The organism is Tsukamurella ocularis (genome assembly GCF_024807615.1).
Lineage (GTDB): Bacteria > Actinomycetota > Actinomycetes > Mycobacteriales > Mycobacteriaceae > Tsukamurella > Tsukamurella ocularis.
In genome coordinates this window covers 144,143-167,215 of record NZ_JANUCJ010000004.1, presented here as the reverse complement: position 1 = coordinate 167,215, position 23,073 = coordinate 144,143, and the positions used below count along the sequence as shown (strand labels likewise).

The window sequence follows — 23,073 nt, the reverse complement described above, 5'->3', positions numbered from 1 at the left end:
ATGTCCAGATTACCGACGGGGACCGCCCCGCGCCCGCGACTGGCCTCCGCTACCGTTCTCGCATGTCGAGCGCACCGTCGAACCCTGTGAATCCCGACCTCACCCTGGCCCTCGCCCTCGCGGACGAGGCCGACGAGCTGACCATGGCGCGGTTCGGCGCGCTGGACCTGAAGGTCGATGCCAAGCCCGATCTCACGCCCGTCTCCGACGCCGACCTCGCGACCGAGACGCTCATTCGCGAGCGGCTCGCCGCGGAGCGCCCTGGCGACGCGGTCCTCGGCGAGGAGTTCGGCGGCGAGGCCGTCTTCGAGGGCCGACAGTGGGTGCTCGATCCCATCGACGGCACGAAGAACTACGTGCGCGCAGTGCCGGTCTGGTGCACGCTGATCGCCCTGCTCGAGGACGGTGTACCCGTGGTGGGCGTGGTCTCGGCCCCCGCGCTCAAGCGCCGCTGGTTCGCCAGCGCGGGCGCCGGCTCGTTCGTCTCCTTCGACGGTGCCGAGCCGCGCCGTATCGCGGTCTCGGGCGTGCAAGAGATCGCGGACTCGTCGATCTCTTTCTCCGACCTCTCGTACTTCCCCGACGCAGAATCGCGCGGGCGCTTCCTGGCGCTGGCCGCCGACGCCTGGCGCCTGCGCGGTTATGGCGATTTCTGGAGCTACTGCCTGGTCGCGGAGGGCGCGGTGGACATCGCGGTGGAGCCGGAGGTCTCGCTGTGGGACCTGGCCGCGGTCGAGATCGTGGTCCGCGAGGCCGGGGGCCTGTTCACCGGCACCGACGGGACACCGGGTCCGCACGCGGGCTCGGCCGTGGCCGCGAACCCGGTGCTGCACCCGCAGGTGCTGGCACGTCTCACTCCCTGACACGCCGACACAGTTTTCGTCCCATCTCTTGGCACATAACTTACCGAGGAGTAAGGTCTCATCTGACTGATGAGTAAGTTGGCGGCGAAGACGCTGGGAACAGCCCCTCGACCTGCGCCGCCACGACGACGAGATGGTGGAGATGAGCACGTCAACCGATCCCCGGGACACCAGCGCCATCGGGAAGAACCCGATCCGGCGGAACCCCACGGGCCAGCTGATCCGCGCCCTGATGGCCGTGGTGCAGACGCCCTTCGTGCAGAACCGCGGTCTGCAGGACGTGGTGAACCGCGTCGCCTACGAAGGCACCAAGCACGGATTCAAGGCGCTCGGCGCTGCGAACCGGACCTTCAAGGTGGTCGCCGGCACCGGTAAGCCGAAGCGACTGAGCTCGAGCACGAAGTCGAACTACGACCTCACCCCGGACGACGAGCAGCAGATGATCGTCGACACGGTGCGGGACTTCGCGGCCGAGATCGTCCGCCCCGCGGCCTTCGACGCCGACGCGGCGACCGAGGCCCCCGCTTCGCTCCTCGGTCGCGCGACCGAGCTCGGCATCACCATGATCAACGTGCCTGAAGAGCTCGACGGCGCCGGCAGCGACCGCGGCGCGGTGACCAACGCCCTCGTGGCCGCGGCCCTCGCCCACGGCGACATGGGCCTCGCACTGCCGATCCTCGCCCCCAGCGGCGTCGCGGTGACACTGTCGCAGTTCGGTTCCGACGGCCAGCAGCAGACCTACCTCAAGGAGTACGCGGGCGAGTCCGTGCCGCAGTCCTCCGTGGTGATCGCCGAGCCCGGAGCGCTCTTCAACCCGTTCGCGCTGTCCACCAAAGCCACTCGCACCGCGGGCGGCTACGTCCTCAACGGCGTGAAGTCGATGGTGCCGCAGGCCGGTTCGGCCGAGCTGTTCGTGGTCGGCGCCGAGCTGGACGGCAAGCCCGCCCTGTTCATCGTCGAGTCCGGCACCGACGGCGTGATCGTCGAGGGCGACCCGAGCATGGGCCTGCGCGCCGCCTCGCTCGGCCGCCTGAACCTCACCAACGTCAAGGTCCCCGCGACCGCGCTGCTGGGCGAGGTCGACCTCGACACCGCCACCCAGAACTACACCGACGTGGTGCGCCTGGCCCGCCTCGGCTGGTCGGCGCTCGCGCTCGGCACCTCTCGCGCCGTGCTCGACTACGTGACCCCGTACGTCAAGGAGCGCGAGGCCTTCGGTGAGCCGATCGCGCACCGTCAGGCGGTGGCCTTCGCCGTGGCCGACATGGCGACCGAGATCGAGGGCCTCGAGCTGCTCGTGTGGCGCGGCGCCGCGCGCGCCGACCAGGGCGTGTCCTTCGGCCGCGAGGCCGCGCTCGCGCGGAAGTTCGCCACCGACAAGGGCATGCGGATCGGTCTGGACGGCGTCCAGCTCCTCGGCGGGCACGGCTTCACCAAGGAGCACCCCGTGGAGCGCTGGTACCGCGACCTGCGCGCCGTCGGCATCGCCGAGGGCGTCGTCGTCCTCTAGGCCCCTTCGACTTCAGAGCAGAAGAAAGAACCCTCATGGCAATCAATCTGGAACTCCCCAAGAAGCTGAAGGCATCGGCCGAGATGTCGCACCAGGGCGCGGCCGAGATCTTCCGCCCCATCTCGCGCAAGTACGACCTCGCCGAGCACGAGTACCCCAAGGAGCTCGACACCATCGCGGCCCTCTACGACGGGCTGGCGGATGCGGGCCAGGCCCCGTCTGCCGCCACGGGCGACCGCAAGAAGGGTGAGGGCGAGGAGAAGCCCAAGCCCAAGCCGGCCGACATCACCGCGGGCAGCCGCAACGGCGGCACCATGGAGTCGATCATCAATGCGATCGAGATGTGCTGGGGCGATGCCGGGCTCATGCTCGCCTTCCCGTACCAGGGCCTCGGGAACGCCGCCATCGCCGCGGTCGCGACCGACGAGCAGCTCGAGCGCTTCGGCAAGGTGTGGGCGTCGATGGCGATCACCGAGCCGTCGTTCGGTTCGGACTCGGCCGCCGTCACCGCGACCGCCACCCGCGACGGCGACGAGTGGGTCCTCAACGGCACCAAGATCTTCGTGACCTCGGGCTCGCGCGCCGACCACATCGTGGTCTGGGCGACCGTGGACAAGAGCGCCGGCCGCGCCGCGATCAAGTCCTTCGTCGTGCCCCGCGAGCACCCCGGCGTCACCGTGGCCCGGCTCGAGCACAAGCTGGGTATCCGCGCCTCGGACACCGCGGAGATCCGCTTCGAAGACTGCCGCATCCCCTTCGAGAACATCCTCGGCAGCCCCGAGGTGAACGTCGAGAAGGGCTTCGCCGGGGTCATGCAGACCTTCGACAACACCCGTCCGCTGGTGGCCGCCATGGCCATCGGCGTCGCGCGGGCGTCGCTCGAGGAGCTGCGCACCGTCCTCGAGAACGCGGGCATCGTCATCGACTACGACGCGCCGGTGAACACCCTGCCGCACGCCGCGGCGGAGTTCATCCGCCTTGAGTCGGACTGGGAGGCCGCCTACCAGCTGACGCTGAAGTCGGGCTGGATGGCCGACAACAAGCTCCCGAACTCGATGAACGCGTCGATGGCGAAGGCCAAGGCGGGCCGGGTGGGCTCGGACGTCACGCTCAAGGCCGTGGAACTGGCCGGCGCGCTGGGCTACTCGGAGCGCACGCTGCTCGAGAAGTGGGCCCGTGATTCGAAGATCCTCGACATCTTCGAGGGCACGCAGCAGATCCAGCAATTGATCATCGCGCGCCGCCACCTGGACCTCACGAGCTCGCAGCTCAAGTAACGGGGGAAGGTTCGATGGGGCGTCGTCGCGGGAGAGCCGCGGCGGCGCCCCGTTCGCGTGAGCAACCACAGTCCACGTGGCTGGCCTCCGACGAAAGTCGTAGGCGCCGGCGCTCCGGTCGCGACGTTCGACGGCTCCACTCCGGCTCCGTCCGCCAGTACCGTGGACGCATGGATTCGAGCGCGGCCGGGCCGCGGTGGCAGCGGTGGTGGATCGCACCGCGCCTCCGGGACGGCGCATGCGTGCTGCTGTCCATGCTGGTCGCGCTCGGCACGGCGGCGGTGGAGTGGCGGGGCGGCTCCATCGCCTACGGCAATCTCGCGCTCGTCGTGGGCCTGGCCGGTTCCGTGCTCCTGTGGTGGCGCCGGCGTTGGCCCCTCGAGATCACGGTGATCGGCGGGCTCCTCACCGCGGGCATCGGATTCCCCGGCGCAGCCCTTCTCGGCCTGTTCACCCTCGCGGTGCGGCGGCGTGACCGCGTGCTGGTGATCGCGACCGCCTTCGTCGCCGCCTGCCTCGCCGTGCCGCACCCGTGGTCGAGCGTCCCGTGGCAGCTCGGGGACACCCTCACCAGCGTGGCGCTCGCCGCGGCCTTCGCGCTCTGGGGGTCCTACGTCGGGGCGCGCCGGGACCTCATCGAGTCGCTGCGCGAGCGCGCCGTGCGGGCCGAGGCCGAACGCGAGCTGCGCGCCGTCCAGGCCCGCACCGCCGAGCGCTCCCGCATCGCGCGGGAGATGCACGACGTCCTGGCGCATCGGGTCTCGCTCATCGCTCTGCAGGCCGGCGCGCTCGAGGTCAACGCCGACGCGGCGTCCGGCACCGTCGAACGGGCGGCGGCGGAGATCCGCACCACGGCGCACGAGACCCTCGAGGACCTGCGGGGCGTGCTCGGCGTACTGCGCGGGACCGACACCGAGCCCCTTGCGCCGCAGCCGGACCTTTCCGACCTCGGTCGCCTGGTCGAGGAGTCTCGAGTGGGCGGCGCCACCGTCGATCTGCTGATCGACGAGGCCGCCGCCGCGCCGCACGCGGTGCCGGACACCCTGGGCCGCACGGCCTACCGCATCGTGCAGGAGAGCCTGACCAACGTCCGCAAGCACGCCGGTCCGGCCGCCGTCCGGGTCGCCGTGCGACTGCACGCGCACCGACTCTCGATCGAGGTGGTCAACGATCGCCCCCGCTCACCCGCGCCCCCACTGCCCGGGTCCGGCTCCGGCTTGATCGGCCTGGCCGAACGGGTGCATCTCGCCGGCGGCGAGATCAGCTCCGCCGCCACCGGTGCCGGCGGGTGGCGCGTGTACGCCGAGCTGCCCGTCCCCGTCGACCGGGCCTGACTCGCCGGGGCACCGTGGCAGGATGGTCACGACCCCAGGAGGCCTCGTGACCCGCATCGTCATCATCGACGACGACCCGCTCGTGCGGTCCGGCCTGCGCATGATCATCGAGTCCGCCGAGGACCTGACGATCGTCGGCGAGGGTGGCGACGGCACCGAGGCCGTGGGCCTGGTCCGCGAGTTCCATCCCGACGTGGTGCTCATGGACATCCGCATGCCGTCGGTCGACGGCCTGGCCGCCACCGCGCTGGTGCGCGCAGAGCCGGAGCCGCCGCAGGTCATCGTGCTCACCACGTTCGACCTCGACGACTACGTGATGCGCGCCCTGCAGGCGGGCGCCGCCGGCTTCATGCTCAAGGACACCCCGCCGCGCCAGCTGCTCGACGGCGTCCGCGTGGTCGCCTCGGGCGAGGCGATGCTCTCCCCCAGTGTGACCCGCAAGCTCATCGCGCGGTTCGCCGACGATCCGCGTGAGGACCGCCGCCGCACCGCGCTCGCCCGGATCGCGGTGCTCACCGACCGCGAGCACGAGGTCTTCCTCGGCATCGCCGGAGGCGGGTCCAATGCGCAGATCGGCCGCGAGCTGTTCATGAGCGAGGCCACCGTGAAGACCCATGTCTCGCGGCTTCTGGACAAGCTCGACGTGACCAACCGCGTGCAGCTCGCGATCCTCGCGCACGACGGCGGGCTCACGCCCCGCTAGGCCGACGGTGCCGCCTGTCCGACTTTCGTAGGGGGTCGCTGACGCCCCGGTCCGACCATCGTCTAGGAAGTAAACATCGGTCGTCCACAAGACCTTTCGAGGCCTACCGCAGGTCGCCCCCGGTCGTCACACTGGACGTCATGGCATCACTTCTCTACAAGGTCGGACGGTTCTGCTACCGGAAATGGTGGCTCGTCCTCGTGCTCTGGATCGTCGCCTTCCTCGCGATCGGAGCCGCGGGATCGTCGCTGTCCAAGCCCTTCAAGGACGACTTCAACCTCCCCGGCAGCCGAGCCGTCGAGGCGCAGAACGTCTTGCAGGAGAAGTTTCCCGAGACCGCCAAGACGCAGGCGCCCACCGCCACCGTCGTGCTGCAGTCCACGAACGGACAGCGACTGGACCAGGGCGGCAACGCCGCGGCGGTGAATGCCGTGGTCGACAAGCTACGCCAGGTGCCGCAGCTCACCACCGCCGAGAAGGCCTCGGTGCCCAACCCCACCATGGGGGCGGCCGCTGCCGAGAACCTCAGCAGCGACGGCCGGACGGCGCAGATCCACTTCTCCTTCGGCGACGTCAAAGAGGTCTCGGAGGAGTCCATCGAGGCCGTAGCGGCGGCGAAGAAGGCGGGCACCGATGCCGGGCTGAAGGTCGAAAGTGCCGGCTCGGCGAACGAGACGGAGGCCGAACCACCGGCGGAGATGATCGGCATCGCGGTGGCGGTGATCGTCATGATCATCACCTTCGCGGCGCTGCTCGCGGCGCTGATGCCGCTGGGGGCCGCACTCATCGGCATCGGCCTCTCGACGTCGATCATCGCGATCGGCACGTCCTTCCTCACGCTCAGCACCTCCACCACCGGCCTGTCGATGATGATCGGGCTCGCGGTGGGCATCGACTACTCGCTGTTCGTGATCTCCCGGTACCGCCAGGAGCTGATGACCACGTCCGATCGATCACACGCCGCCGGCCTCGCGGTTGGCACCGCCGGCAGCGCCGTGGTCTTCGCCGGCGCCACCGTGATCATCGCGCTGTGCGGGCTGTCGATCACGGGCATGTCCTTCCTCTCGCAGATGGGGCTCGGCGCCGCGGTCACTGTCGCGCTGGCTGTGCTCGTCGCGCTGACGGTGCTACCGGCCCTGCTGGGCCTCTTCAAGTCGAAGGTCTTCACGCCGCGACTGCCACTGCTGTGGACGCCCGAGCAGACCGAGCGCCGCCCCATGGGGCAGCGTATCGGCGAGCTCCTCACCCGCAAGCCGCTTCCCTTCCTCGTGGGAGCCGTCGCGATCCTCGCGCTCGCGGCCATCCCGATCGGCAAGCTCGAGCTCGGCCTGGACTTCGCGGCACCGTCGGACAAGGCGGCCGTGCAGATGCAGAGCGAGGCCTTCGGCGCCGGCAAGTCGTCGCCGCTCGTCGCCGTCGTCGACACGCAGGGTAAGGGCGACCTGAAGGCGGCGACGCAGCGCTTCGCCGAGCAGGCACGCGCCCTGCCCGGGATCGCCCACGACGGCGTGATCGGTCCCGTGCCCAACGTGACCGGCGATGCGGCACAGTTCATCATCGTCCCCGAGTCCGGACCGTCGACGAAGCAGACCGCGGCCCTCCTCGACGAGCTGCGGGACCGCGCCGAGACCGTGGGCGGCGCCACGTCCACCTACATCGGCATCGGTGGCGCCGCGGCGATCAATGCCGATTTCTCCGAGACGCTCACCTCGAAGCTGCCGCTGTACCTCATCGTGGTGGTCGGCCTGGCGATCCTGTTGCTGATGATCGTCTTCCGGTCGGTGATCATCCCCGTGATCGCATCCCTGGGCTTCCTTCTCTCGATCGCGGCCACGTTCGGCGTCACCGTCGGCTTCTTCCAGGACGGTTGGCTCGGCTGGATCGCGCCCGAGGAACGCGGCCCGATCCTGGTGTTCATGCCGATCTTCCTCATCGGCATCGTCTTCGGCCTCGCCATGGACTACCAAGTCTTCCTGGTGAGTCGGATGCGGGAGGAGCACTACCACGGCGCGCCGGCCCTGGAGGCGATCCGGATCGGCTACCGGTCGGGGGCCCGCGTCGTGACTGCGGCGGCGATCATCATGATCTCCGTCTTCGCCGGATTCACGCTCTCCTCCATGACCTTCCTGAAACTGATGGGCTTCTCGATGGCGGCGGCCATCGTCTTCGACGCCTTCCTCGTGCGGATGATCATCATGCCCACGGCGATGGCGGTGCTCGGCGAGCGCGCCTGGTGGATCCCGCGCTGGCTTGATAAGGCACTCCCCCGCATCGACGTGGAGGGCGACGGGCTGCGCGCGATGAACGTCGGCGCGGATGCGGACACCGCACCCGTGCAGCAGAACCCGGCGATCGCGGCCGCCGAGCGAACCGCGGATCCGACTCGCGTTCCGGCACCGCGCCCGCCGGCCGCTGGAGCCGCCCCGGCGCTGATTCCCACACGGGCGCGCACGGGCGCGGGAGCCGGTGCTCCGCAAGCCCGCCGGAGCACGGCCGAACTGGCAGAGCTGCGCGCGAGCAATCGCGCACTGGCGGCGGAGCTCTCCGAGCTGCGTTCGGACTATCGATCACTCTCCGCGCACGCCCGACTGCAGGCCGACTCCGTGACCGACCCGGTGCGCTTCGAGGTCACCGGCGGATCGGACGCCGCCCGATCGGGGACGCTGCACACGGCCCAACGGACGATCGCCACACCGGCTTTCGTGGCTTCAGCGCCGCTCGGCGCGATCCCGGGCGTCGATCCCGCATCGGCCGAGAGACTCGGCGCAGGCGCGATCACCGTCGACGGGGCCCGGCTGGCGCTCCACCCCGGCGCCGAAACCATCGAGGAGGCCGGCGGCCTCGCCGCGGTTACCGGCTCGGATCTGTCTCTGTTCGTGGATGTCTCGGCCCCCTCCTCCGATCCGGCGGCGGCAGTCACCGCTGCGTACCAGCTGGGCGGCGACGTCGTCTTCGCACCTGCGGCGGCAAGCGGCGTCCGGCGCGCCCTCGCCGAGCACAACTGGCTCACGGCGTTGCGGCGGGGCGAGATGTCACTGTGGGCCAGCGTCCCCGTGCGCCTCGTCCACGACCGGGCCGCGCTGCGCGATCTCCTCGCCCGCCACGAGGAAGACGTGCGTTCCGGCGGACTGGGATTCGGCGGCGTCCGGATCATCGGCGCCGCGAGCGATCCACAGGCCGGCGAGGCACTCGTGCAGCTCACCACGGCGCTGAATGCAGCACTGCCGCGGTACCTCACCGCAGTCCGCGGCCCCGAGGACCTCTTGCACGCCATCGGCGCGGGCGTCGACCTCGTCGAATCCGCTGCGCCGCAGGACCTCGCGAATCGCGGGATCGCGTTGACCGCCGAAGGCGCGATCGCGGTGTCGACCCCCGCCTTCCGCGACGACGTGCGCCCCCTCGACGCCACCCCCGTACAGGACAGGGTTGCACCGTCGCCGATCCGCGCGTACGTGCACCACCTCTACCGCACCGACGCCCCGTCGGCGGTGCAGGCGGTGACCCGCCACAACCTGCGGTTCCTGACTGCGCTCACCGAAGGTGCCCGACGGGCCATCGACGAGGGACGGTTCCCCGCGTACCGCGATGCCTTTCTGCAGCGGTTCAGCGGCGGTGACGCTACCCGCGACGGGCGTGTGGACGACCACGACGGCGACGTCGCGGCGACCGCGCACTAGCGACGGAGAGTAGCGCCACCGGACGGCGGCGGTGACGGCATGATTGCCGTCACCGCCGCCGTTCGTCGTCGGTCGAGACGCGAGCCGGCGCGCTCACGTACACCGTTTCGCAACCTCCTATCCGTGACGGGGACCACATTTGCGGTGTGATTGCCATCACTTTTCGCAGGTCATTGCCTATGCGAGCTATTGCTAGCGATCTCAGGCGTGACCTGGTCTTACGGTCCTCACAGCCGATCGTGACCGAAGCGTTATCAAACCGCGACCGTCCCGCAGCGGGGATGACACCGCGCCGATAGGCCCCTAGTGTTCTTCTCGACCCGGTCAACGGGAACACAATTGAATCCACGAACCACCGCGTATGTGTGGGCCCGCCGCCGAACGAGAGCATTTTCCTCGGGCGCCGGACCGCTTCCAGCGTGACGCACCACGTCGCCGAAGCCGGTTGAGCGATCGTCCTCAGCCCACCGCCGTGCCCGACAGAGAAGGCACGGTCCATGTCTTTCCCCGACACCTCCGCCCCAATCGGGCTGTGTCCTGGCATGCGCAACGGCGAAAGGAACACCTTGAAGAACATCCGTAAGACCCTGGGCATGATGGCCGTCACCGGCGCGATCGTCGCCGCTCCCGTTGCCTTCGGCACCGGTGCTGCGAACGCCGACAGCGTGAACTGGGACGCCATCGCGGCCTGCGAGTCGGGTGGCAACTGGAACATCAACACCGGCAACGGCTACTACGGCGGCCTGCAGTTCAGCCCGTCGACCTGGCGCGCCAACGGCGGCTCGGGCCTGCCGCACAACGCCTCGCGCGCCGAGCAGATCCGCGTCGCGGAGAACGTCCTCGCTTCGCAGGGCATCGGCGCGTGGCCGAGCTGCGGTGGGCGCGGCTAAGCCGCACCCATTGCACAGAGACTGACGCCTGTGGCGGTCGATTCCTCGTGAATCGGCCGCCACAGGCGTTTTCGCGTCCCGTCCGATGGGCCTCATCGCTCCTCCTCGGACGCGAACTGCCAGAATCACCGAGTGCGACTGCGCGTGCTCCTCCTACTGACGGGGCTTTACTTCGCCCAAGGGCTCCCGTTCGGCTTCTTCACGCAGGCGATCCCAGTCCTGCTCCGCGATGCGGGCCTGTCCCTCACCGCCATCAGCCTCACCTCCTTCCTCTACCTGCCCTGGGCACTGAAGTTCCTCTGGGCGCCCGCGGTCGACCGGATCGGCACGCGTCGGCAGTGGCTGCTCGCCACGCAGCTCGGTTCCGCGGGTGTCGCCTTCGCCCTGGCCGCCACTGACCTCACCGGGTCCCTGCGGTGGTTGTTCGTCGCCATCGCCGCCATCAACCTGCTCTCGGCCACCCAGGACGTCGCCACCGACGGCCTCGCCGTGCGGCTCCTCGGCCCCCGCGACCGCGGCCTCGGCAACGGCATCCAGACGGGCGCCTACCGGCTCGGAATGATCGCCGGCGGCGGCGGGCTGCTGTGGATCTACGCGGAGAGCGGCTGGCGTGTCCTCCTGCTCACCCTCGGCGGACTGATCCTGCTGTGCACGGTCCCCGTCGTCCTTCTGGCCCAGGACGAGCCCTCCGACAGTGCACCCCGCCCGGTCGAACTGGGCCGCCGCGGGGGCCTGAGCACGGCGTGGTGGCGCCGGCTGCGCCGACCCGGGGTGATCCCCCTGATCGGTCTCCTCGTGGCCTACAAGTTCGGCAACGCCATGGCGTCGTCAATCTCCGGCCCGTTCCTGCACGACGCGGGCCTGGGCCTGCGGGAGATCGCGGTGGTGAGCGGCGCGCTGAGCTCGGCGGGCGCCCTCGCCGGTTCGGCTGTGGGCGGTTGGCTGACCTTCCAGCACGGACGGCGCACGGCGCTGCTGTTCGGCGGCGCCAGCCAGAGCCTGGCGGTGGGGCTGTACGTGATCGCGGCGCTCGGGATCGGCGGTGGCGCCATGGTGATCACGGCGACGGTGCTTGAGCACGTCTTCGGCGGCGCCGCGCTGGTGGCGTTGTGCACGCTGATGATGGACGCGTGCGAGCGCGACGACGCTGGCGCCGACTACACGCTGCTTGCGAGCGCCGTGGTTGCGACACAGGGGCTCGCCGGATTCGCCGGCGGCGCCCTGGGCGACGCCCTCGGCTACTCCGCCGTGTTCACCGTCGGAACGGTGCTCTCGGGCATCGGCTGCGCCGTCCTCGTGCGCGGCCTCGACCGGGGCGTCGGGCCCACCACGATCACGACGTGGCGGCGGGGCTCGGCTCCCACACCATGAGCTCGTCCGCCGCGCGGAAACCCGTGCGGCGGTATAACGGAATCGACTCCGCGCTCGGCGAGAGCACCAGTCGCCGGTAGCCGCGGTCGCGGGCGGCGTGCTGCACCGCCTCGATCAGCGCCCGGTCGTGCCCCTCGCCCCGCGCCGCGGGCAGGACGAACAGGTGGCCGAGGTACCCCCACGCCGACGGGGCCGCGCCCGGCATCGGCATCCGGCGGTACTCGTGCAGGGTCGCCATCCCGGCGGCTCCGCCACCGGTGAGTGAGAACTCACCCGCCAGGAAGACGGTGCGCTTGTCGCGAATCCACCAGTCGCGGACCAGATCCACGAAATCGTCGTCCATGGGATCGGCGGTCGCTCCGGAGGTCCGCGCCCAGGCGTAGCGCATCGTCGCCACCAGGTCGGCGTCGCGCTGCGGGTTCGCGATCCAGACGTCCATGGTCTCCAGCCTACGGACGGAAGGACGAAGCAACGCGGTGGATCGCTCCCCGAGGAGAGGACACGATCCACCGCGCCGGGTTACGGCCATCAGGCCGGGACCGGCTCCTTCGGGTCCTCGGTCGCGCCGGCGTTGCGGGCAGCCAGATAGCTGATGGAATCGGCGGACTCGAGGACCGAGTCACGTCGGTACTGCACGAAGGAGTACGCGAACGCGGCGATCCAGCCTGCGACGATGAGGATGTACACGACGCGCTGCGTCCCCGGATCGAGCGCGAGGCCGCTCTTGCCGACGAGGGTCCGGGCGTTGGTGAGGATGATCAGGCCGCCGACCGAGGCACCGAGGAGGCGGGGCGGGAAGTGCCGCACCAGCCAGGCAGCGAAGGGCGCCGCGATGACTCCGCCGAGCAGGATGGCACCGGCATACGCGAAGTTCACACCCTCCCCGCCGAGGTTCGCCAGGAAGCCGAGCGACGCGGCGAGCGCGATGAGGAACTCACTGGTGTCGATCGTGCCGACCACCTTGCGGGGCTCCATCCGGCCCGAGGCCAGCAGCGCCGGCGTGCCGACGGGGCCCCAGCCTCCGCCACCGGTGGCATCGACAAAGCCGCCGAACAGGCCCAGCGGGGCGAGGAAGCGCGACTTGAGCGGCTTGCCCAGGTTCTTGGTGTCGATGCCACGGAAGGTGAAGCGCAGCAGCACGTACAGGCCGAGCAGCAGCAGGATAATGGACATCAGCGGCTTGGCGACCTCGGTAGAGAGATTCGAGAGCACCGTCGCACCGACGAAGGCGCCGATCGCGCCGGGGATGCCGATGCGGCGCACGACCTTCCAGTCGACGTTGCCGAAGCGCCAGTGCGAGGCGCCCGAGACGGCGCTGGTGCCGATCTCGGCGAGGTGGATCGTCGCACTGATGGCGGCGGGCGAGAGCGTCGTGAGCGCGACCAAGAAGGTCGTCGCCGTCACGCCGAAGGCCATCCCGAGGCTGCCGTCGACGAGCTGCCCGAGCAGTCCGACGAAGGCGACGATGACGAGGGTGGGCATGCTGGTCTCCTGCGGCTGAGGCGGACGAGGGGACTCGTCCGGATATGACAGGCCACTCTGCCGATCGCGTCACAGGATCGGAACTGTCCCGATCAACGTGATCCGAAACCGGCACTGTCCGGTTCGCACCGATCGCACGTTTGCAGAAGGACGAACCCGACATGCGCAAGCTCCTCGCCCGTTCCGCCGCAGCCGCAGCCGCAGCCGTACTCACCAGCTCGGTCATCGCACCGACGGCCTCCGCCCGGATCGACCTCTTCGGTCACGATCAGGTGCGGACGCTGCCCTGCAACGACGACGTCAAACTCGTCGGCTCCGATAACGCGATCGTCCTCACCTCCGCCTGCAAGCGCATCGAGGTCAACGGCCACGACAACACCATCACCTGCGGCGCCGGCAAGAAGCCCACCGTAAAGTCGATCGGCAGCGACAACTCCTACCGCTGCTGACCGGCGCGGCTACGCGGACCGTTCGCCGAGGAAGAACCAGGTCAGCTGATCCGGCTTGCCCTTGACGGCGATGAGGCCCCACTCCTCGAAGGCGAAGGTCGCCCGAGCCGGTCGTGCACCGACGAGGTCACCTGGATGCGGCCGACGATCCCCGTCGACTCCATCCGAGACGCGACGTTGACGGCATCGCCCCAGACATCGAAGAAGAACTTCTTCGATCCGACGATGCCTGCGACCACGGGCCGTCCGCGAGGCCGAGGCGGAGCGGCGTCGCCCGGCCGCCGGCGTTCGTCACTCCAGCCGCGGCGCCCTGGAGCGCCACCGCGAACCGAACCAGCTCCTCGAGGTGATCGGGGCGCGGTTCGGGGTCGCCGCTCACCACCACGTAAGAGTCCCCGGTGGTCTTGATCCTCTCGAGCCCGGGGCGCTCCACCAGCGCGTCGAGGGTGGTGTAGAGCCGGTCGAGGTACCGGACGACGTCCGCGGGCGCGGTGCGACTGGACATCTCGGTGAACCCGGAGATGTCCACGAACAGGACCGAGGCGTCGTCGTAAGAGTCCGCGTCCTCCGCATGGCCGGGCTTTTTGAGGCACTCCATGTCCGCCTGTGCCGACCGCCGCAGGACCACACCGGTAATGCGAAAGACCCCCGGATTTCTCCGGGGGCCTTCGATCTAGTAGCGGGGACAGGATTTGAACCTGCGACCTCTGGGTTATGAGCCCAGCGAGCTACCGAGCTGCTCCACCCCGCGTCGGGTAAACACCACGTTACTGGAATGCGCTCACGATGTGCAAATCAGTTGAACGTGACGCTCGTCTCCCTGACCGAGGCGGGCGTCGCCACCCCGGCCAGGGAGCTGAGATCAGTTGCCGCCCCGCGCCTTCGCCTCGGCCGCCTGCAGCTTGGTGATCGCGTCACCGAGCTGCTTCATTGCCTGGCCGACGGCGACCTGGTCACCGGAGCGCTGCGACGAGAGCACCGAACTCCAGGCGTCGGAGACAGCCTTCACCGCGGCCTGCACCTCGGGGGTGTCGCCGCCGGGCACTGTCGCCTGCGTGGGCGGTTGGTCCGGGCCCGGCTGCGTCGCCCCCGGCACCGTCTGGCCCTGGGTCGGGCCGGAGACGCCCGTCGCCGCCGTCGCGAGCGCCGCGTCGACGCCCCGGTAGCCCGCGTCGGTCAGCGAGGCCGCGACCGTCGTGCGGTAGCCCGCGCCACCCGTGACCGGATTGAGGCTGAGCACCTTGATCAGCTTCGGCGCCGTGTTCCCGCCCTGAGCCTGCGCGTACATCGGCCAGACGTACGTCAGCCCACCGTTGGCGAGACTGATCGCTTGCAGGTTGCCGAACTTCGGGTTGAGGGCCTGGATGTTGGCGTTGTCCGCCGTGTACGGCGGCGACCCCTTGATGAGGTCGACGGCCCAGACCGGTCCGGGCGTCTGCCGACCCGGCAACCCGCGAACGTCACGCACCACGAGCCGACCCGCGTCCCCGCCCTCCGACGCCACCGACACGTACGCCGCCATGTACGGCTGATCCTTCGCCTGCAGGATCGAGGACAGCTGGAACCGCGCGGCACCGCCGCCGGGTCCTGCCGCCACCGAATAGTAGGGCGACTGGAGGCCGTCCTTGTCGGGCGTCTCCTTCGGCGCCGCGGCGATCTGCCACAGGTCGTTCTGCTGCCGGAACGTGTTCGGGTCCGTCGTGTGGTACTTCTGCAGCAGGAAGCGCTGGACCTCGAACAGGTCCTGGGGATAGCGGAACTGCTGCGCCACCTCGGCGGGCACCGCGCTCTTCGGCTCGATCACGCCGGGGAAGACGTTCTTCCAGGCGTTGAGAACGGGATCGTTCTCGTCGACCTGGTACAGGTGCACGGAACCGTCGTAGGCGTCGACGGTGGCCTTGACCGAGTTCCGGATGTAGCCCACCTTCTCGTCGACCTGGCGGCGCTGCGCCTGCTGGCCGGGCGCGACCTGCTGCCTGCTCCCCGTGGCGTCCGACAGCGAGGTCTGCTGCGCGTACGGGTACTTCGGCAGCGTGGTGTAACCATCGACCACCCATAGAATCCGGCCCGTCCGGGAATCCACCATGGGGTAGGTCTTCGTATCCACCGTGAGGAAGGGCGCGAGCTGCTTGATCCGGTCGCGGGGGTCGCGCTGGTAGATGATCTTCGAGTCCGGCCCGATGTTCCCGTTGAGCAGGATGTTCCGCTCGGTGAACTTGATAGCGTAAGCCAGGCGGGTGAACCAGTTGCCGATGCCGACGCCGCCGTCGCCCTCGTAGCGCGAGCGCTCGGTGTCGCTGTCGAGCTCGCGCGGGTCGCCGGTACTGCCCACGACCGAGTAGAAGTTCGGATCCGAGCCGATGATCTCGCCGAAGTAGATGCGTGGCTGCGACACGGTGGCCTTGCCCGCGATGCCGTTGCGGGTGAACACAGGCTGGCCGCCCGCGTTGGCATTGGCGACCGCGTCCTTACCGCTCTCGCTGACCACCTGGTCGACCTGGCCGGCCGGCGCGGTGATCAGCCCGTTGCCGTGGGTGTAGACCATGTGCCGCGAGGTCCAGTCGGTGGGCGTCTTGTCCGGATTCAGCTCGATGGGCGCGAGCAGCACGTTGGTGAGGTTGCCGCCCACGTCGTAGCGGTCCACGGACAGGTTGTCGGTGAGCTTGTAGTAGTCCTTGAGCTTGCCGAAGTTGGAGAAGGCCGGCGAGACCACGTTCGGGTCGAGTAGTCGAACGTTCTGGAGCGACGGCGCATCCTGGGCCGTCAGGGTCTGCAGGGCCTCCGGGGAGGCCTTCGAATCGGAGGTCTCGTACTTCGCGTCCGTCAGCCCGTACGCCTCCCTGGTCGCGGCGATGTTGCGCGCGATGTACGGCAGCTCCTTCTCCGCGTTGGGACCGACGGAGAAGGTCTGCACCGCGGTGGGCCAGCCGACGCCGACCACCAGCGAGGAGAACAGCATCAGCACCGTCGCCACGGCCGGCACCCGCAGGTCGCGCAGCACGATCCCGAAGAAGAACGCGGCGGCGCAGATGATGGCGATGCCGGTGAGGATCGCCTTCGCCGGGAGCATCGCGTGGATGTCGGTGTAGCTAGCGCCGGTGAACATCGGTGACCGGTTCGAGTACACCAGCGCGTACCGGTCGAACCAGTACGCGACGGCCTTGGCCAGCAGGAAGACACCGGCGATCGCAGCGAGCTGGATGCGCGCGCCGCGCGACAGCGAGCCCTCACGTCCGGCGAGCCGGATGCCGCCGAAGACGTAGTGCGCGACCAGGTTCGCCAGGAACATGACGATCAGGCCGGCGAACAGGAAGCCGAGGACGAACTCGATGAACGGCAGCGTGAAGGCGTAGAAGCCGATGTCCATGCCGAACTCGGCGTCGGTCTCGCCGAAGGGCTGGCGATTGAAGAAGAGCAGCACCTGCTGCCACGCCGACTGTCCGAAGATGCCGGCGATAAGCCCGATCAACAGGGAGGGCACGATCGCGAAGGTCTTCAGCTTGCTCGTCACCACGGCGCGGTAGCGCACCACCGGATCGTCCGTCGGCGAGGGCAGGAACGCGGGCCGCACCCGGTAAGCCAGCCACATCCCGGCGAACGTGAACAGCGCCAGCACCACGCCCGTGATCACGAACAGGCCGAGGCGCGAGAGCAGCACCGTCCGGAGCACGCCGGCGTGGCCCAGCGAGCCGTACCAGAGGAAGGCGGTGATCACGTCCACCACCCGCGGTCCGATGAGCAGCAGCGCCAGGAGAACCACGGCGAGCGCGATGAGGATCTTTGCCCGGCGGGACAGCGTAGGAATGCCCGCGGCACGAGGTGTCGTCACGACAACCACTGTACGGATTGCCCGAGATGGGATCCGCGCGTGCTCACCGACGTGGTACCGCGCGCCCCGGGATGCGATCATGGGCGCCGTGACCTACGACGAGCCGGAGCAGGTATTCGACGAGGCGGCCCTGGGCCGCGCGGCCCGCGAGGCCATCGAGTTCGTGGAACCGCAGGGCTGGGGCCAGCCGCCCCAGCTGTTCGGGCTCGTCCCGACTTCGCTGCTCGCCACCAGTCAGCCGGAGTGGGCCGACATCCTCGACGACGGTGCCTCGCTCACCGTGATCGAGCAGGAGCCGCTGCCCGGTGACCCGCGGGGCGGTAGCACCGAGCTGAACCACGTCCTCGCCACCACCACCTGGCCCGATGAGGTCGTCGGGTGTGCGCTGGTGCAGGAGATCATCGTGCTGCCGCCGAACGCGGAGGCGGATCTCGACGGCGCGCTCGAGCCCCATCTGGCCGACGTGGACGCCGCGGACCGGGCCGGCCGCGCCGCCGCTGAGAGTCACCCGGGACGGCGCACGGCGCGGATGGTCGCGGCGGTGCTGCGCGACGGCCACCGGATCACGTTGCTCATGCTGCAGCCCGAGGACGACGATCCGTTCGCGGACTCCGACCTGCTGCGCGCCGATCAGCTCGCGCCGGGCCTGATCCAGGGGCTGCTCGCCACCTTCGACGAGGACTGACCCCGCTCCGCAGCTGGCGGGGCGCTCAGCAGGACGGCGCGGGGCGCCCCTCGCGGACGTCCGCGAGGGCCTGGATCGCGCCGTCGAGCGTCTCGACCTTGACCAGCTGCAGGTCCGCTGGCGGCGAGGACTTCGCGGCGTCGCAGTTGGCGGCCGGCACGAGGAAGACGGAGGCACCGTCGCGTTTGGCGCCCTGGAGCTTGTGCTCGATGCCGCCGATGGGCCCGACCTTGCCGTCCGAGGCGATCTCCCCGGTCCCGGCGACATTCTTTCCGCCCGTGAGGTCGCCCGGTTCGACCAGGTCGACGATGCCGAGCGAGAGCATCAGGCCCGCCGACGGCCCGCCGACCTGCTGCACGCCGAAGCCGATGCGGATCTTCGGGTCCGCGGGGACCTGCCCCACGACGATCCCCAGGCGCGGCTTACCCTCGGACTCGGCGAGCGTCACGGGGACCTGCGCGGCACCGTCGGCGCGCCGCACGGTAACGGTGACGACGTCGCCCTTCTTCTTGCCCTCGAGGGCCTTGGCTACCTGGTCGGGGGCGGCGACGGGCGCACCGTCGACCGCCTCGAGGACGTCGCCCTCCCGCAGCTTGCCCTGCGACGGTCCGCCCGCGCTGAGGCCGACGACGCCGACGGCCGTCGGGATCTTCAGGTACCGCAGGGCGGCGACGGTGGCGGAGGATTCGGAGCCGGTGAACTGCTCGCGATTGCCGGCCTCGATCTGCTCGCGGGTGGCGCCGGGCGGGTAGTACGCGTCGCGGGGCGCGATCTGCGCGCCGCCCACCCACTGGGCGAGCGCACCGTAGAGATTGAGGCCGTCGGTCACGGCGATGGTGGTGAAGCGCAGCTGTCCGGCGGGCTGATGCACGGGCAGCCCGTCGATGGTGATGACCTTGCGGTCGACGACCTTGCCGTCAGGGTCGCGCTCGGCGTAGGTGGTGAGCGTGTCGGCGGTGTCCCCCGGGCCGACGGCGACGTACGGCACCGTCACGAACATCCCCAGCAACGCGAGCACCAGAAGCGGCACCAGGGCGGCGAGAGCTGTCGTGATCCTGCGTTCCGTCACGGGCCACAGCGTAGTCGCCGCTCGCACGGGGTGTTCGCGCAGAGCGTGACGGACGGAACGGCCCGGAGTGGACCGGCGCAGTACCGTGGAGTCATGAATGACCTGCCCTTCGGATTCTCCTCCGGCGACGACGGCGGTGACGACGGCAAAGGCCGACGGGACCAGCCCTTCGGCGCCGGTCAGCCCTTCGACATGTCGCAGCTGGGCGACATGCTGAGCCAGCTCGGCCAGATGATCTCCGGCATGGGTGCCGGCATGGCCGGACCGGGCGCCGGCACCGGCGAGCCCGTCAACTACACCCTCGCGGCGCAGCTCGCGCGCCAGACGCTCGGCAAGCACGAGCCCGTCTCCGAGGGCCAGCGCAAGGCGGTCGAGGAGTCGATGCACCTCGCGCAGCTCTGGCTCGACGGCGCCACCGTGCTCCCGGCCGGCCCGCAGAAGACGGCGGCGTGGACCCCCGTCGACTGGCAGGAGAAGACCCTGCCCACGTGGAAGCGGCTCGTGAACCCCGTCGCGGAGAAGATCTCCGGCTCATGGATGCAGAGCATGCCCGAGGAGGCGCGCGAGATGGCCGCGCCAATGATGGGGATGTTCAGCCAGATCGGCTCGATGTCCTTCGGCACGCAGCTCGGCCAGGCGCTGGGCTCGCTGTCCAAGGAGGTGCTCACCAGCACCGACATCGGCCTGCCCCTCGGCCCGGAGGACACCGCGGCGCTGCTGCCCGAGGCGATCGAGGCGTTCAGCAAGGACCTCGACGTCAAGGACCAGGAGATCCTCGTCTTCCTCTCGGCGCGCGAGGCCGCGCATCAGCGGCTGTTCTCCCACGTGCCGTGGCTGCGCGCCCGGGTGCTCGACACCGTCGAGCAGTACGCCCGCGGCATCACCATCGACATGTCGGGCATCGAGGAGCTCTCCCGCAACCTGGACCCGACCGCGCTGCAGGACCCGTCGAAGCTCGAGGAGCTGATGGCCGCCCAGGGCGCCGCGCTGCAGCCCAAGGCCACGCCGGAGCAGACCGCCGCCCTCGAGCGCCTCGAGACGCTGCTGGCTCTCATCGAGGGTTGGGTCGAGGCCGTCGTACACGCGGCGATCGCCGACCGGCTGCCCAGCGCCGCCGCGCTGCGCGAGACGATGCGCCGCCGGCGCGCGTCGGGTGGCCCGGCCGAGCAGACCTTCGCCACGCTCGTCGGCCTGGAACTGCGCCCCCGCAAGGTGCGCGAGGCCGCCGACCTGTGGGAACGGATCCTGAACGCCACCTCGATGGACGAACGCGACGGCATCTGGGCCCACCCCGACCTGATCCCCGACGCCGCCGACCTGGACGCGCCGGCAGCCTTCATCGACCGCCTGCTGGGTGACGCGTCCAGCGCGGAGCCGTCTGACCTCGACGATCCGATCGCCGCGATCGAGCGGCTGGGTCGCGAGTCCGGCGAGGAGTAGTTCCCGCGGGCGTGCATCATGCCCGGTCAGGCCCGGTATCCCCCTGTGGATAACCGGGCCTTCCGGCGCTCCGCCCACCGGGCGACGTGGTCGACTGGAACCATGCGGCATCGTCTGAACCCGTACCTCACCGTGGCCGTCCGGCCGCCCACGCTGGTCCAGTTGGGCGCCTCGGCGACCGGCGCGCCCGTCCTGCAGCCGCCGCCTTGGCTGGCGCCGGACGCGACCGCGGGACTGCTGCGCTGGCTGCAGTCCTTCCGCACCGCCCGCGAGCTGGAGCGCCGCGCCGCCGACCTGGGCATGACGCCGTCCGACGTCACCGACCTGCTGGACGCGCTCCGCGGCCACGGACTGCTGGAGGCGGAGCCGCCGCACGCACCCCTGCAGGTCCACCTGCACGGTCGGGGGCCGGTCTCGGACACGGTGCTCGGCGAACTCGCCGCCCTCGACTCAGTCCGGGTGACCGCGGGGACCGCGCGGAGTTGGACTCCGGCAGGCCGCGGCGTCGACCTCGTCGTGCTGGCGGACGCCCTCGCCCCCGATCCCGTACTGGTGGCGCGGCTGATGCGGGAACGGGTGCCGCACCTGCCGGTGGTCCTGCGCGACGGCGCCGGGATCGTCGGGCCGCTGGTCCTGCCGGGCGCAGGCCCGTGCTTGCGGTGCCTGGACCGCGCCCGGGCCGACGCTGATCCCGGGTGGCCGACGCTCGCCTGCCAGCTGTTCGGCCGTGCAGGACGGGCCTCGGCGCAGATCCTGCGGATCACGGGTGCTGTGGCCGCACACCAGGTCGAGGCCGTCGCCGCCGGGCGGTGGGACTCGGCGGAGCCGCCAGACGCCCTCGGCTGTACGTTGGAGGTCGAGGGCAGCGCGATCGCCGTCCGACGATGGTTCATGCACCCCGGGTGCGGATGCGGGGTCCCCGCCCCCGCGGCCGAGGCGGCAGGCTGACTCCAGGGGGCCAGATGTCCGAGATCACCCGTGGCAGTGCGAAGCGCACGGCCAAGCTGGCAGGGCTGCCGCTGGGGATGGCCAGCCGTACCGCGGTGGGCTGGGGCAAGCGGCTCGCCGGCGCCGACAGGGACGAGGTGAACGCTGAGCTGCAGGCGAAGGCCGCGGAGCAGCTCTTCGAGGTCCTAGGGCAGCTCAAGGGCGGCGCGATGAAGCTCGGCCAGGCCATGAGCGTGATGGAGGCGGCCGTGCCGGCGGAGTACGCCGCCCCTTACCGCGACGCCCTCGCGAAGCTGCAGAACGAGGCGCCGCCCATGCCGGCGGCTACCGTGCACAAGGTGCTCGACCAGCAGTTGGGCACGGGCTGGCGGGACCGGTTCATCTCCTTCGACGACGAGGCCGCGGCGTCCGCGTCCATCGGCCAGGTGCACCGCGGCGTGTGGTCCGATGGCCGGGAGGTCGCGGTCAAGGTCCAGTACCCGGGTGCCGACGAGGCTCTGCGCGCCGACCTCAAGGCACTCGGCCGGCTCAGCTCCGTGCTCAAGCCGCTCACGCCGGGCGCCGACGTGAAGTCGCTGGTGCAAGAGCTCACCGACCGCACCGAGGCCGAGCTCGACTACCGGTACGAGGCCACCAACCAGCGCAAGTTCGCCAAGGCCTTCGACGGTGACCCGAACGTCCGGGTGCCCAAGGTGTTCGCCAGCGCTCCCACCGTAATCATCAGCGAGTGGGTCACCGGTCGGCCGCTGCGCGACGTGATCGCGAACGGCACCCAGAAGGAGCGGAACGACGCCGCGTCGAAGCTCACTGAGTTCGAGGTGAGCGCACCCGCCCGCACAGGCCTGCTACACGGCGACCCGCACCCCGGGAACTTCATGATCGCGCCCGACGGGCGGCTCGTCGCCCTCGACTTCGGCGCCGTCGCCGAGTACCCGGGGGGCATCCCACCAGCGGTCGGCAAGATCCTGCGCCTCGCCCGCGACGAGGACTACGAGGCCCTGTTCCCGCTGCTGCGCAGCCAGGGCTTCATCCCACCGCGGCTCGAGATCACGCCCGAGGACATCCGCGGCTATCTCGCGCCGTACGTGGATCCGCTGCGGTCCGAGAGCTTCCACTTCACCCGCAAGTGGTTGATGAAGGCCGCGTACACCGCGACCGATGTGCGCGGTGAGCAGTTCCAGACCGGGCGCAAACTCGCGCTGCCGCCCGAGTACGTGATGCTCTTCCGCGTCCTGCTCGGCATGGTCGGCATCTGCTCGCAGATGGAGGCTGAAGCGCCTTACCGCGCCATCGTCGAGCACTGGGTGCCGCTACTCGACGGCGACGAATGATCATCCCTTAAGCAGGTACCTGAACACCGGCAGCACCGTCGCGAGGTCGACAGCGCCGAGCTCCGCGGACCTACGGGCCGCCCACTCCGCGCGGCGGGCTCGATCTCCCCGAAGGTCGCCCGCCCCCGGTCCCGGGCGGATGCCCTCCGCCAGGACTTCGGGCACCCTGGAATCACCACCGGGCGGCAGAGCCGCGCTTCCCCGGAAACGAGTGA

General features: G+C 70.2%; 17 protein-coding genes, 1 tRNA gene and 1 pseudogene. 13 read left to right on the top strand and 6 right to left on the bottom strand.

The window, feature by feature from the left end:
• Positions 1-62: 62 nt before the first annotated feature.
• From hisN to HNP44_RS17135, 8 genes are all read left to right on the top strand, one after another.
• Positions 63-863 carry a histidinol-phosphatase gene (hisN, locus tag HNP44_RS17170; RefSeq protein ID WP_259142472.1) on the top strand — a complete coding sequence of 267 codons (801 nt, stop codon included), beginning with the start codon at positions 63-65 and terminating at the stop codon, positions 861-863.
• A 133-nt stretch (positions 864-996) separates the two neighbouring features.
• On the top strand, positions 997-2,373 hold the full coding sequence (locus HNP44_RS17165; RefSeq protein ID WP_259142471.1) for an acyl-CoA dehydrogenase family protein: 1,377 nt from the start codon (positions 997-999) through the stop codon (positions 2,371-2,373).
• Between the two features lie 35 nt (positions 2,374-2,408).
• Positions 2,409-3,650: an acyl-CoA dehydrogenase family protein gene (locus HNP44_RS17160; RefSeq protein ID WP_259142470.1), complete on the top strand. Its 1,242-nt coding sequence runs from the start codon at positions 2,409-2,411 to the stop codon at positions 3,648-3,650.
• A gap of 170 nt (positions 3,651-3,820) precedes the next feature.
• Positions 3,821-4,984 carry a sensor histidine kinase gene (locus HNP44_RS17155; RefSeq protein ID WP_259142469.1) on the top strand — a complete coding sequence of 388 codons (1,164 nt, stop codon included), beginning with the start codon at positions 3,821-3,823 and terminating at the stop codon, positions 4,982-4,984.
• Between the two features lie 46 nt (positions 4,985-5,030).
• Positions 5,031-5,687, top strand: coding sequence for a response regulator (locus HNP44_RS17150; protein WP_259142468.1), 657 nt, complete (start codon positions 5,031-5,033; stop codon positions 5,685-5,687).
• Between the two features lie 140 nt (positions 5,688-5,827).
• Positions 5,828-9,364, top strand: coding sequence for a tRNA-guanine transglycosylase (locus tag HNP44_RS17145; protein ID WP_259142467.1), 3,537 nt, complete (start codon positions 5,828-5,830; stop codon positions 9,362-9,364).
• Positions 9,365-9,930: 566 nt separating this feature from the next.
• The gene (locus HNP44_RS17140; protein ID WP_259142465.1) at positions 9,931-10,254 is read left to right on the top strand and encodes a transglycosylase family protein; all 324 of its coding nucleotides are present in this window, start codon (positions 9,931-9,933) and stop codon (positions 10,252-10,254) included.
• A 132-nt stretch (positions 10,255-10,386) separates the two neighbouring features.
• Entirely contained in the window at positions 10,387-11,625 is a 1,239-nt protein-coding gene (locus HNP44_RS17135) for an MFS transporter (RefSeq protein WP_259142464.1), read from the top strand.
• On the opposite strand, the gene HNP44_RS17130 is transcribed toward HNP44_RS17135, so the two are convergent.
• Both HNP44_RS17130 and HNP44_RS17125 read right to left on the bottom strand, forming a co-directional pair.
• A complete protein-coding gene (locus HNP44_RS17130; protein WP_259142462.1) occupies positions 11,588-12,064 on the bottom strand; it encodes a GNAT family N-acetyltransferase in 477 nt (158 codons plus the stop codon). The two genes, HNP44_RS17135 and HNP44_RS17130, sit on opposite strands and share 38 nt — an antisense overlap.
• An 89-nt stretch (positions 12,065-12,153) precedes the next feature.
• Positions 12,154-13,107: a sulfite exporter TauE/SafE family protein gene (locus HNP44_RS17125; protein ID WP_259142461.1), complete on the bottom strand. Its 954-nt coding sequence runs from the start codon at positions 13,105-13,107 to the stop codon at positions 12,154-12,156.
• Between the two features lie 161 nt (positions 13,108-13,268).
• Between HNP44_RS17125 and HNP44_RS17120 the strand changes: the two genes are divergently transcribed.
• Complete coding sequence (locus HNP44_RS17120; protein ID WP_259142460.1) at positions 13,269-13,556, top strand: DUF3060 domain-containing protein; 288 nt, start codon at positions 13,269-13,271, stop codon at positions 13,554-13,556.
• A 41-nt stretch (positions 13,557-13,597) separates the two neighbouring features.
• On the opposite strand, the pseudogene HNP44_RS17115 reads toward HNP44_RS17120, so the two are convergent.
• The 3 genes and pseudogenes from HNP44_RS17115 to HNP44_RS17105 all read right to left on the bottom strand — a co-directional run bounded on the left by HNP44_RS17115 (position 13,598) and on the right by HNP44_RS17105 (position 17,385).
• Positions 13,598-14,061 (bottom strand): annotated as a pseudogene (locus tag HNP44_RS17115) (adenylate/guanylate cyclase domain-containing protein).
• Positions 14,062-14,233: 172 nt separating this feature from the next.
• Positions 14,234-14,307, bottom strand: a tRNA-Met gene (locus HNP44_RS17110).
• Between the two features lie 111 nt (positions 14,308-14,418).
• Positions 14,419-17,385 (bottom strand): UPF0182 family membrane protein, encoded by a 2,967-nt coding sequence (locus HNP44_RS17105; RefSeq protein ID WP_259142459.1) that lies wholly within the window; start codon positions 17,383-17,385, stop codon positions 14,419-14,421.
• A gap of 79 nt (positions 17,386-17,464) precedes the next feature.
• On the opposite strand from HNP44_RS17105, the gene HNP44_RS17100 reads away from it, so the two are divergent.
• The gene (locus HNP44_RS17100) at positions 17,465-18,070 is read left to right on the top strand and encodes a PPA1309 family protein (protein WP_259172183.1); all 606 of its coding nucleotides are present in this window, start codon (positions 17,465-17,467) and stop codon (positions 18,068-18,070) included.
• A gap of 25 nt (positions 18,071-18,095) precedes the next feature.
• On the opposite strand, the gene HNP44_RS17095 is transcribed toward HNP44_RS17100, so the two are convergent.
• Positions 18,096-19,139 carry a YlbL family protein gene (locus HNP44_RS17095; protein WP_259142457.1) on the bottom strand — a complete coding sequence of 348 codons (1,044 nt, stop codon included), beginning with the start codon at positions 19,137-19,139 and terminating at the stop codon, positions 18,096-18,098.
• Positions 19,140-19,232: 93 nt separating this feature from the next.
• Between HNP44_RS17095 and HNP44_RS17090 the strand changes: the two genes are divergently transcribed.
• The 3 genes from HNP44_RS17090 (at position 19,233) to HNP44_RS17080 (ending at position 22,858) form a co-directional block, all read left to right on the top strand.
• Positions 19,233-20,579: a zinc-dependent metalloprotease gene (locus HNP44_RS17090; RefSeq protein ID WP_259142456.1), complete on the top strand. Its 1,347-nt coding sequence runs from the start codon at positions 19,233-19,235 to the stop codon at positions 20,577-20,579.
• Positions 20,580-20,681: 102 nt separating this feature from the next.
• Positions 20,682-21,527, top strand: coding sequence for a hypothetical protein (locus HNP44_RS17085; protein ID WP_259142455.1), 846 nt, complete (start codon positions 20,682-20,684; stop codon positions 21,525-21,527).
• Positions 21,528-21,541: 14 nt separating this feature from the next.
• On the top strand, positions 21,542-22,858 hold the full coding sequence (locus tag HNP44_RS17080; protein WP_259142454.1) for an ABC1 kinase family protein: 1,317 nt from the start codon (positions 21,542-21,544) through the stop codon (positions 22,856-22,858).
• Positions 22,859-23,073: the final 215 nt, after the last annotated feature.